Origin of the sequence: Mesoflavibacter zeaxanthinifaciens subsp. sabulilitoris, assembly GCF_014191595.1 — a bacterium.
Classification (GTDB): domain Bacteria; phylum Bacteroidota; class Bacteroidia; order Flavobacteriales; family Flavobacteriaceae; genus Mesoflavibacter; species Mesoflavibacter zeaxanthinifaciens.
Genome location: NZ_JACHWV010000010.1, coordinates 1 through 11,750, shown reverse-complemented (window position 1 = coordinate 11,750; position 11,750 = coordinate 1). Strand labels below are relative to the sequence as shown.

13 protein-coding genes are annotated in these 11,750 nt (G+C 26.5%); all 13 read left to right on the top strand.

Going from position 1 to position 11,750, the window contains the following annotated elements; genetic code table 11:
- Positions 1–304: 304 nt before the first annotated feature.
- Positions 305–1,054, top strand: a complete 750-nt coding sequence (locus FHS04_RS13755; RefSeq protein ID WP_106676225.1) for a ParA family protein — start codon at positions 305–307, stop codon at positions 1,052–1,054.
- Positions 1,047–1,481: a hypothetical protein gene (locus FHS04_RS13750; protein ID WP_106676223.1), complete on the top strand. Its 435-nt coding sequence runs from the start codon at positions 1,047–1,049 to the stop codon at positions 1,479–1,481. Before FHS04_RS13755 ends, FHS04_RS13750 begins: the two co-directional genes overlap by 8 nt.
- Positions 1,482–1,619: 138 nt before the next feature.
- On the top strand, positions 1,620–1,844 hold the full coding sequence (locus tag FHS04_RS13745) for a hypothetical protein (RefSeq protein WP_181256092.1): 225 nt from the start codon (positions 1,620–1,622) through the stop codon (positions 1,842–1,844).
- Positions 1,801–2,136 carry a hypothetical protein gene (locus FHS04_RS13740; RefSeq protein ID WP_146131279.1) on the top strand — a complete coding sequence of 112 codons (336 nt, stop codon included), beginning with the start codon at positions 1,801–1,803 and terminating at the stop codon, positions 2,134–2,136. Before FHS04_RS13745 ends, FHS04_RS13740 begins: the two co-directional genes overlap by 44 nt.
- Positions 2,137–2,147: 11 nt before the next feature.
- Positions 2,148–2,468, top strand: a complete 321-nt coding sequence (locus tag FHS04_RS13735) for a DUF4133 domain-containing protein (protein WP_106676216.1) — start codon at positions 2,148–2,150, stop codon at positions 2,466–2,468.
- Positions 2,453–4,993, top strand: a complete 2,541-nt coding sequence (locus FHS04_RS13730; protein WP_106676214.1) for a TraG family conjugative transposon ATPase — start codon at positions 2,453–2,455, stop codon at positions 4,991–4,993. The genes FHS04_RS13735 and FHS04_RS13730 overlap by 16 nt, the downstream gene beginning before the upstream one ends.
- A 24-nt stretch (positions 4,994–5,017) precedes the next feature.
- Positions 5,018–5,671 (top strand): coiled-coil domain-containing protein, encoded by a 654-nt coding sequence (locus tag FHS04_RS13725; RefSeq protein ID WP_106676211.1) that lies wholly within the window; start codon positions 5,018–5,020, stop codon positions 5,669–5,671.
- Positions 5,672–5,675: 4 nt separating this feature from the next.
- A complete protein-coding gene (locus FHS04_RS13720) occupies positions 5,676–6,506 on the top strand; it encodes a type IV secretion system protein (RefSeq protein WP_106676209.1) in 831 nt (276 codons plus the stop codon).
- 12 nt (positions 6,507–6,518) lie between these two features.
- Entirely contained in the window at positions 6,519–7,136 is a 618-nt protein-coding gene (gene traK / locus FHS04_RS13715; RefSeq protein WP_106676207.1) for a conjugative transposon protein TraK, read from the top strand.
- Positions 7,133–8,134, top strand: coding sequence for a conjugative transposon protein TraM (gene traM / locus FHS04_RS13710; RefSeq protein WP_106676204.1), 1,002 nt, complete (start codon positions 7,133–7,135; stop codon positions 8,132–8,134). Before traK ends, traM begins: the two co-directional genes overlap by 4 nt.
- Complete coding sequence (locus tag FHS04_RS13705) at positions 8,131–9,102, top strand: DUF4138 domain-containing protein (RefSeq protein ID WP_106676202.1); 972 nt, start codon at positions 8,131–8,133, stop codon at positions 9,100–9,102. Before traM ends, FHS04_RS13705 begins: the two co-directional genes overlap by 4 nt.
- 2 nt (positions 9,103–9,104) lie before the next feature.
- Positions 9,105–9,656 carry a conjugal transfer protein TraO gene (locus FHS04_RS13700; protein WP_106676199.1) on the top strand — a complete coding sequence of 184 codons (552 nt, stop codon included), beginning with the start codon at positions 9,105–9,107 and terminating at the stop codon, positions 9,654–9,656.
- A 10-nt stretch (positions 9,657–9,666) separates the two neighbouring features.
- Positions 9,667–11,750, top strand: a 2,084-nt coding sequence (locus tag FHS04_RS13695) for a TraQ conjugal transfer family protein (RefSeq protein ID WP_183408381.1), incomplete at its 3' end; no start/stop codon positions are given.

The window sequence follows — 11,750 nt, the reverse complement described above, 5'->3', positions numbered from 1 at the left end:
AAAAAATTCATCTTAATTCTATAATAAAAAACATCATTGTGTAAATGTGTATATACACATAGAAATAAAATTCATTAATTTAAACAAATAATACACATACATTTAAAAATGTATGTGTGTAAATGTGTAAATATGTAAAAGTGTAAATGTATATGTATTACAAAACACCTAAACATACATATTTACTTATTTGTGTGTTTATGTACTTACACATTTACACACATATATACATAAACACATAAACAAATATTTGTTTATGTGTGTAAATAATTGTATGTTTGAATAAATAAATATATCCATAAACATGAAAGAAACTAAAGTAATATCATTTGTAGGGGAGAAGGGAGGTATTGGAAAAACGACTATTAACATTATGGCTGCTTCTGCATTACACTACTATTTTAAAAAATCAGTCCTGTTGATTGACTCTGACAATCCTCAATTTTCTTCTTTTAAAAAAAGAAAAAGTGATTTAAAAATTTTTGGTGATTTTTTAGAAGATGATCACAAACCTTACAAGGTTATAAAAGCGAAAGCGAATCCAAATGAATCGGATAGATACAATGGTATATTAACGGTTCAAGAGATTGTAGAAGAAAATGATGGTAAATACGATTATATTATCATTGATTTTCCTGGTAATATTAATGAAGACATGACATCTGGTTTAATTCATGTAGATTATGCTTTTATTCCTTTTTCTCATGATCAACTAGAAATAGAATCTAGTACCAGCTATTATAAAAAATTAATGAAATTCTTTATACTTAATGAAGATACCAATCTAAAAAAAGCTTTTTTATTTTATAACAGATATCAAAGAGTTAAAAAAAATAAATACAGTAAATTAACTGAATTACTTAAACAAAGTAATTTCAATATTGGTGAAGATGCATTTAAATATAATCTATTAGAGACTTATGTTTTAGATAAAACAATTTATCAAGAAGAATTTAGAAATACACTTTTTAGTTTTAATGAAAATCAAGAAAATGATCCAGAAGACTTTAAAGCTTTTATTAATGAAATTATTAAATTAACAAACAATGGCTAAAAATCAAACTAAAAAGAGAAGAATAAATACAGCTCAAATATTATCTGGTATGAGAGACGAAGAAAATCAAACTACAGTACCTGATTCAACTAATGATAATAAAGATGTTAAAAAAGATTCTTCTGAAACTTATAATGCTTCTGAAAATAATTTAAAGGGAAAAGAAAAAAATACTTTAATCGACAAAGAAAAAAGAAAAAATAAACCATCTTTGCTTGACAAATTATTCAATGTATCTGATGGAAATGGAGTTAATGAGAGAATTAATTTCACAATTGATAATGAAATACTAGCTAAATTTCATGAAATTACAGTACTTTATGGCCTTAAAACAGGTAATTCTAAATTAAATAAATATGATTTACCTCGTAAAGTATTGATAGATTTTATAAATTCAAACTACGAAAAATTAAAAAAAGACCTTTAAAAAGTGGACTTTCTTAATATACCTTTAAAAATATGGATTCTAATAGCTATTATAACAGCTTTATATTATTTCTATGTTTTTTATGTTTTAAGGTTTAATAAAAAAACAAATAAAAAATCTTCTGAAAATTTTTCTAATTTGCAAATAAATGATAATTTTGTAAATGAAGATGAAAAAACAGAAAAGGAAGATTTTGAATTTAATGACATTGATTCTGATTTTGAGTCTTCTGAATTATTGAAGCGATTTAACGCTGACAATAAAGAAGAAAGTAAATCTTTAAACTCAAATACAAATGTCAAATTTCAAATTTTTAAAAATGATGCCAAAGACGACCAAATTAGGTCGTCTGGCACCAATTAAATCAATCCTATTTATTACTATTTTTTTAGGTATTCAACAATTGGGTATAGCTCAGATTGATGAATTAGTCAACGAAATCCAAGACTCAGAAGAAGGTATAAGAGAAATCGCTATATCTATTGTAAAAATTGTTAAAATTATTGCTGCTGTTGCTGTGGTTGTTGGTGGGTTATCTTTCCTTTACTTAAGATCACAAGACTCAGACTTAGCAAAAAAAGTAGGTAACATTGTTTTAGGTATAGCTGTATTTTTCATCTTACTTACTTTAGGAGAAAATATTGGAGGCTTCTAAAAACTAATATTTTGAAAAAGCCTATATTAATCAGAAAAGGGCTTCAAAAAGAAGTCCTTTTTATGAATTTAAAAGCATCTTATATAAACAAGTTTTTAATAGGTGCTTTAATCAGTATTTTTATAGCCTTTGCTCTTTCACTTGTTATTCCAACTCTAATAGCTTTAGTTATTGGAGTTACTATTTTAATAATCATGTTTTTATTCATGTTATTTTATTCTAAAACATATGGAGAGAAAGGGTTTTCTAAAAAAATAGCTGATAGCAGTAAACCTAATCATCTCAAAAGAATTAATAATTATAAATCTTGTATGATATGGATAAAACAGTAGATTTAATTAATGTTTTTCCTTTTTATGGTTATGAGAACAACACCCTTATTTCTAAAGAAAAAGGGTGTATTAGTTTTTGTATAGAAATAGAATTACCAGAAATATACAGTTTAGACGAAAATGATTTTTCGGAATTTAATCAAGTATTTTCTAACGTTATTAGCACCCTTGGACCAAATACATTAATACACAAACAAACTTATTTTTTAAAGGAAATTTATAAGCCTACAAAAGAAAGATTATTAAGTAACGAATTATTCAAATCTAATGAGTTACATTTTAAAGATAGACCATATTTAAAATGTAAAACTTATTTATATATTTCAAAAGTTCCAAAAAATTACATCAATTTTTCTTCAAAAAGAGTCAATTCATTTTTAAATAAAAAGCAACCTTTTTTTGTTGATAATATAATCCCAAAAGATTTTTTAAATAAAGAACTACTTATCGAATTTAAAAGTAGGGTAGAAGCTGTTTGTAGTGTATTTAATGAGTCTTCTATTATGAAGGCTAAACTTTTAGATTATAATGGTATATTTGGTGAAAATAATTTATTAGATACTTTTTTCAATCTTGACTTTTCTAATACATCATACAATGATGTTTCTTTTGAAAAGAACACGATTAATGTTGGAAATAAACAAATTCAATTTTTTACACTAGAGAACTTATCTCAGTTTGAAGAAGATGCTAAATTTGAATATATATTTCATGATAAATTCACTTTAGACAATAATCCATTTCCTGTTAGTAACACTTTCCCTTTAGGTTTTAAAATAAATCATGAGCATGTCATAAATGAATACATTTATATACCAGATGAAAATACAATATTAAATAAGCTTAGAAAAAAAGCTAAATCATTTTTAAAGTTTTCATCAAATGATCAGGATGATCAAAATGCTATTTATGCAAATCAAATTTATGACTTCAATACTGAAATTCTTGAAAATCATAAATTGGTAGTATTTTATCATTTAAACGTAATGGGTATTTCTGAAGATAGTCACTCATTTTTAGATATGAAAAATACTATACAAAGAGCATTTGATAAAATCAAAATAAATGTAAATATCAATAGTATTGATCGAAAAAATTTATTTTTTGGTGCTATTCCAGGTAATGCTATTGGAATCGCTCCTGATTTATATTTACCAATGTCTAGTGATTTAGCCGCAAGTTTAATGTATGCTGAAGGTGAGTATAGAGATAACTCTCAAGCTGTTGATGGTATGAAGGTTATTGATAGAATCCAAGGAAGACCTTTAATATTAGATGTTTACAAAGCCCCTGAAAAAGACGGTTTAATATTCAATAGAGGTATGTTAATTGCGTCAGGATCAGGAGGTGGTAAATCATATTTTGCAAATCATTATTTAAATTCAGAATTAAATATAGGTTCTGAAGCTATTATAATGGAAGCAGGTGATTCTTATGATAAAACAACAGAGTTTCATGATGGAGTAATATTAGAACACAATGATAATAATCCATTTACATTTTCGCCTTTCGGTTTAGATCAATATGATTATACAATTGATAAAGAGGGAAAACATTCTTTAACTGAAGATAAAGTATTAAAATTAGTCACTTTAGTAAATCTAATTACTGGAACTTCTAAAGATGAAAAAAATCAAATTGGAGCTTTAAATTATGAAGTAAAAAAAACAGTTATTGAAAATTTAATAGTCAATTATTATAATGAAGCTTGGCAGCAAAATCAAACTGATTTTTCTTTTAATGCTTTCTTTGATTATACAAAAGAACATCTTGAATCTTATTTATCTGCAAAAAAAATTGATAGGCTTGTGTTTGATTCTAATGCGTTTATCTTTCTTTTAGAAAAATATTCTGCCGATGGTGCAAGACCTAATCTATTAAATAAAAGTGATGATAGGATTAAGAACTTAGTTAACGAAAAGGTGGTTTATTTTAAGTTGAGAAATTTAATTGATAATGAATTACTATTTCCTATAACAGCTTTTATGATTATGGATATTTTCACAAAAAAGCTTACTGATAAATCTAAAAGTCATATCAATAAAATTATAGTTGTAGATGAAGCTTGGAAAGCTTTGGATAAACCAGAACTAGAAGATTACTTTAATTTCTTAACACGCGCTGCTAGAAAAGATGGTGGACAACCCATATTTATTTCTCAGAAAGTGGATGATTTTGCAGCATCAAAAGTGATTAAAAATGCCATAATTATAAACTCTCATATTAAAGTATTCTTAGACATGAGGGATTACATGGATACTTTCAAAGAAAATGTTCAAGATTTGATGGGTTTAACAAATAAGCAAAAGCAAATTATTTTATCATTAAATCGAGATATTCCTGATGGGCAAAAATACAGAGAATTTGCTATTTGTTGGAAGGATAAAATAAAAGCTTATGGTTTAGAAACATCTTCTCAAGAAAGGTGTATTTATGAAACTAATCCAAATGAAAGACATAAAATTAATTTAATACATAAAGAAAATAATTATGATTGGACTAGAACCATTCATGATTATAATTAAAACAAATCCTTAAACTCAATTATTATGAAAAAAGTAATTTTTATTATCACAATTTTAATTTGTCAGATTAATTATGGTCAGATTGGTGCTGCTGTTGTTTCTGCACCTGGTGTTGAATCACAAATAGCAGTAACTAATACTTCAATTAACACCTTAAATACTAAAATAGCAACGCTCAATACTAAAGTCACTCAGACTAATCAGAAGTTAGATAAAATTATTTCTCTCTTAGAAGATCTTATAGAGATTGAAGACAGAAATAAAGAAATAAATGAGGAAGAATTACAAGCAAAAAAAACAACTCCTGATTATTTAATTAATTCTTCATCTATAACTAGTGCGTTAGATTTAAAAGAAGAAATAATTAATGCATTTAACACTTGTAAAAATAAAGTTGAAGCTTTGGATAATTTAAGTTCTTCAGAAACTTCAGATTTTATTAGTAGTATTACTAAAGAGTTGTCCAATGCCGTTAAGTTTTATAATGAAACAAATACTTATTTAAATACGCAATCTATTATTAATCCTGAAGAAAGAGGTAATAAAATTGAAGATTTAAATAAAAAATTAAAAGATGTATTAAAAAACATACTTTCTCTTACAGACAATAAGGTTAAAATTTCTCAAAAAAGAGAGAATCTAAGTACAATGACTGAGTTAACTAAGACAGGACAATAACGATATGCAAGATCTAGGAATTAGAGAACAAGTTAGTGATATCGTAGATTCTTTTATAGATAATGCATTCATTGAATCTGCTGTAATGATGAATATAGGTAGAACATTTGCTGGAATAGGAATTGTTATAATTACTTTAAAATTGTTCTTAGATAAAGAAAAACGGGTTGATATTTTTGAAGCTTTAAAGTGGGTGCCTTTAGTATTTTTACTATTAAAGTATAAATCTTTTGTTGGAGCTATTTATGGCTTTTATACAGGGTTAGGAGAAGCATTTGCAAACAATGTATATACATGGGATAACATTACTGAAATTTTAAACGCAACAGCTGAAGATGTTAATGCTAGTTGGTTTATAGAAGATTTTATATACGTTTTAATCTTAATTATAAATGCAATATCAATTGTTGTATTTGTAGCAATAAAAGCTATGGCTTCTATTTATTTATATGTGTTAATAGTTTTTGGACCTTTAAACATAGGTTTATCCCTAATTCCAGCGCTTTCAGGAATGTGGAAGGCATGGTTACAAAAGTTCATGAGTGTCGCCTTGTGGATTCCAATGCTTTATCTTATAGATAATTTTATGTTGAAAATCACTTTTGAGCTGATAATAGGCTTATTAGAGGAAGGAAATTTAGCTAAAGTATTAACATCAAGTGCGGTAATCCTTATGAATGTTTTTATGTATTTAAAAGTCCCTGACTTATCAAATTTTGTTGTTCAAGGTATGAATGTTTCTACTGAAAAAGTAAGACAAAAAGGTAAAAAAGCAGTTGGTCAAGCTGGTAAAGCAGCTACTGCTGCAAGAAAAGCAGTTACTGGCGGATTATAAAAAATTAATAAAATGGAATATAAAATATTTTCAAATTTAGAAAAGCAAAAACGTAACTGGACGTTTCTAGTTATTGTTTGTTTGGTAATTACATTTTCTACTGCATTTTTTTGCATGCATTATGTATATAAAACCAATGAAAGTGTAAAAAACAGATATTATGTGTTAGATAATAATGTTAAAATGCCAACTGTAAGAATTAAGTCACATAGAAAAGCTGTAGATATTTTATGCGAAGGTCATATCACACTTTTTCATGATTTATTCTTTTCTGTAGAACCTGATCTATCATTTATTAAAAAAAATATAGAAACAAAAGCGTTGTATATGATTGATGATACAGGTTTGAGAATGTATAATGAACTTCAAGAACAAAAATATTTCTCAAATATTGTTCTAGGAAGATATTCAATTATTATGGAAAAAGATAGTATTAATATTGATTATTCAAGTTATCCGTATCAATTTGAATTTTATGGTAAACAGAGAATAGAAAAAGGGGCTGATATTAGTTATAGAAATTTAATAACAAAAGGAAGTATTAAAGAATCAGGAGTAACTCCTAATAATTTGAATGGACTTATTATAGAGAATTTAAGAGTAATAAATAATAAAGATGTAAAACAATGAAAAAATTTATAGTTAAATACAAAGAGTTGGCTATAGGAGCTCCTATTTTGATAATAGGCTTAATTGTATTTCTTTCAATGAGCTTTTCAGATAATAATAATCCTGAAAAAAAACAACAAGCTGATTTTAATTATAATCAGAAATTACCTTATGAAAGTAAAGAGTTAGAAGAATCTAATATTCTTGAAATAGATAAGGAAAGTCGAAGAGATTCATTAAGAACAGTTTCTAATGTTACTTTAAACAATATTGGAAATAAAAAAGAAAAAGACAGCCTTTCAAAGTTATTAGATGATTTAAATAATTTTTCATTTGATGAAAGGCCTAATGCAACATTACCACCTTCTAGCAATAAGAAAAGAACAAATTATAATTCAAATTCAGAACTTAAAAAGCAAAGTGAAGAAATTGAAAAAACTGAACAAGAATCAGAACTTGAGTATTACAATAGAATGCTAGAAATGAAAAAAATGCAGCAGGATAATAATCAAGATATATCTGTTAATAATGGCACAACAGATGCTAGTTTTCAATCTAGAACGAAAAAAATAAAAACTAGAGCAGCAATTTATAGAGATCAATTTATTCTTCCAGGAGATCGAGTTAAAATGGTGCTAACCCAAGATTTAGAATATAATGGTAATATTTTCAAAAAATATAGTCCTGTATATGCTATTGCTTCTATTAATAATAACCGAGTATATCTTAACATTTCTAATATTAATGGAATTCCAATTAATTTGAGTGCTCAAGACATTAATGATAATATGTTGGGTGTTTATAATAAAAGAGCTGGTGAATTATGGGCAGAATTTAAAGGGAAAGAAGAAGATCAAGCTTTAAAAGAAATTCAAAACACAACAAATAGTGATGTTTCTTTTGTAGATAGAAGCATCCAATCTATAGGATCATTTTTTAAAAGCAAAAGATTAAAAGAGAAAGATAAAATTCTACTAATTAATGACCATGAAGTTATTTTAATATCAAGTAAAAAATGAGAAAAATATTTTTAATACTATGCTACATTTTAATAAATGTAGACTATTGTGAGGCACAAATTGATACTATACAAGTATCTAAAAATTATAAAACTCTTTTAATTTTTGATGATGACATTGCAGAAAGCATTATCGGTAATGACTTTGAATTTTTTCAAGAAATTGTTCAAGGAAACAGTGATTTCAATAGTCGTATTTTAAAACTATCTTTTAATAGGGGTGCAAACAGTAAAAATAATTTTACAAACTTAACAGTAATAACTTCAAGTGGAGTAACCCTAGATTATATTTTAGAGGCAGTAAAAATTCCAAAAAAACTTACGTTTAAAATTGATACTGGTAGTAATAAAACTGATCAAACTAATCAAAAATTTAAAAAAGAATTATTAAAATCTGAACATAATATTGAATCAAAAATTATTAGTTCAAATAAATCACGTTATAGTTTAGATGTTAATGAAACTAATTTTGAAACAATATCTGAAGAAATAAATAGAGAACCTAATAGACTAGATTCTTTATATAAAAATGATAGAAATGAATTTTACAGATTAAAATGTTTCTATAATCAATATGAAAAAGAAAAAATCGCTAGATACTTTGTTAGAAACGGTGATGTTTTTTTTCAATTAAAAACAGTCTATTATTCTTATGGTGATATATTTTTTCATTTCAAAATAGAAAATAAACAAACTATCGATTTAGATATAGATTTCATAAATTATAGTATTGCTACTAACTATAAAAAAAGCAGTTCTAACCAAGAAACATTATTACAACCAGTTTATTTGTTTCAACAGCCTGAAACAGTTGAAGGAGAATCAAGTAATCATTTCTTTGTTGTGTTTAAAAAATTCACTTTAGAAAAACATAACATTTTGAGAATTGATTTAAAAGAAAAAAACGGTGCTAGAACAATACAATTTGATATCAATGATGAACTTATTAATAACCCTATTAAATTTTAAATATGATGAAACTTAACCTTAAACTCATTTTGATTTTTTCAATGATTGCATTTTTTAACTTAAAAACAAATGCTCAAAATTATTCTTCAGCTGTTGGTCTTTATTTAGGCTATAGTGAAGATGGTGCCGCTGGTTTATTAAATTATAATTATTATATAAATAAATATGATTTTATTCAAGCAGGACTTTTTGTTTCTTCTGGAAATATGAAAGTCAAAGGCTATGATATTAAATTTAATGATATCACTTTTAATGGTGGCTATTTTACTTCAGTATATAGTACTGTTAGAGATAAAATAAATTTTAATGCCGGTGGTGGTTTAGTCGCTGGCTATGAAGCTGTAAATAATGGTAGTGAATTATTAAGCAGTGGTGCTATTGTACTTGATAAAAGTAAATTCATTTATGGATTATTTGGTTCACTAGAATCAGAAATATACCTCAATAATGAATGGACTCTTATGGTTAAATATAATCAATTCTTCCATGTAAACAGTGATTTAGGTAAATGGACACCTTTTATTGGTGTTGGTGCTAGATATTTCCTTTTTTAAAACTCAAAATATGAATAAAATTAAAACAATTACGAGATTTCTTTTGTTATCATTACTTATTGTATTTGCTTGTACAAAAGATGCTGATATTCAATTATCATTTCCTTTTACTTTAGAGGATCAACATAATGAAATAGCAACTATTAATTATAGAGAACCTACTAAAATAACTATTAATCCAGAACAAATTGTAACTGATAATATTTATCAATTCTCTTACTCTGTAATTGAGGGAGAAGGGTACTTAAGGTATGAAGGTAGTAATGAACCTTTATTAGAAAATACTAATCATACTTGTGAAGCATTAGAATTAAATCTAGAGTTTATTGGAACTGAGTTAGGTTTAGCTAAATTATCATTCATAGTAGACGATTTAGAAGATAGATCAGAAAACATTATTTTAAATTATAATGTTATTCATAATCCATTTACTTGGGAAGCTAATAGCGCTTTAGAAAATGTTACCATTAATCAAACAGTGCCATTAGTTAATGTCCTTGATAATACTGGTCCCGATCAAAGTGTAACTTATGATTATAAAATCTATTTTCCTCAAGGAAATGGTAAACTGTTTGAGACTGATGGTAATGGTAATTCCACAGATGAGATAGAACATAATGTATTAACTCAAATTGATGAAGGAGTATATCAAAGAAATATTAAACTTTTTCAAACAGGAGTTAATAAAATAGTTTTCGAAGCCATTGATTCTAATGGACAAATTAAAAAAGATTCATTAATATATAATGTTGATGTTATCGATTTTAATTATCTAGGTACGCCTCAAGACAACACATTATTTGTAGGTAATTCTACTAATATTAATTTCCAAATTAATGAATTATTAGGTGGTAATGATGCCTATACCTCTAGGTATGAATTTAATTCAGGAAACGCTATTTTAAAAAGAACAAATAATGGTATTGAAGAAATACTTCAACCAGGAATAAGTTATGATGTAAACATCGGTTCTTATTATTGGGAATTTGAAGCTACTGAAGTAGGAACAATTGATATGACATTTTATGCTGAGAATGCTTCAGGTGTTGAACACTCCATAAATTTAATTATTGAAGTGACTAATGGCGCTTTTAATTTTAATGCAATCCCTACTAGTAATTTTGGAGCAGTTAATGATGAAATCGCTATTAATTTTGACATTAATGAAAGTGGACCATCTGGAGCTCCTTATACAATGTTTTATGAAACTACAGGTGGAGCAGAATTTATTTATAATTCTTTGAGCTATACTCCTGGTAGTTCAATGAATATTAATTACCTAAATTTTACTGGTAATTATTTAGGGAATACTCAAGGTAGCCATGAGATTACATTTACAATTACTAATGCATTTGGAGATACTGTATCAGATACTATTACACTATTATTCAATCAAGATAATTTTAATTTCACAGCTGCAGCTGAACAACAAATAGTTATTGTTAATAGTTATACAGATTTTAATTTTAACATTACTGATAGTGATAATGGTTCAACATATCAAATGTTCTATTCTGTTAGCGGTACTGGTGATGCTGATTTAACTTATGCAGGTAATACTTATGATGCAGGAATTTGGTATGATGTACCTGTTGGTGGATATTCTTGGGAATTTAATCCTATAGCTGTTGGAGATTTAACTTATACATTTACTGTTGAAAACAATAGTGGTGTTCAAGAAAGTCAAGTTATTGATGTTACAATAGAAGAAATTCCTAATTGTCAATTTAACTTTACAGCCATAGCTTCAGAGAATAGTGCTATTGTAGGAGAGGATGTAGCGATTAACTTTAATGTCAATAGTACGGTAGCAGGCAGCAACTATACTATGATTTATACCACTTCAGAGAGTGGATCATTAGATTATAATGGTACAACGTATACACCTGGTGAAGTGATTAACCTTGGTTCTAATCCTAGTTCGTTTGTAGCTACTTATGCAGGGTCTACTCAAGGAGCGCATGATTTAGACTTTACCATTACTTGTGATGGTGGTTCTCAAGAAACTCAATCAGCTAGTATTGCTTATAGTAATATCGATTTTAATTTAACGTCTGCAGGTGATACCTCTTTATACGTTAATACCATTGAAGA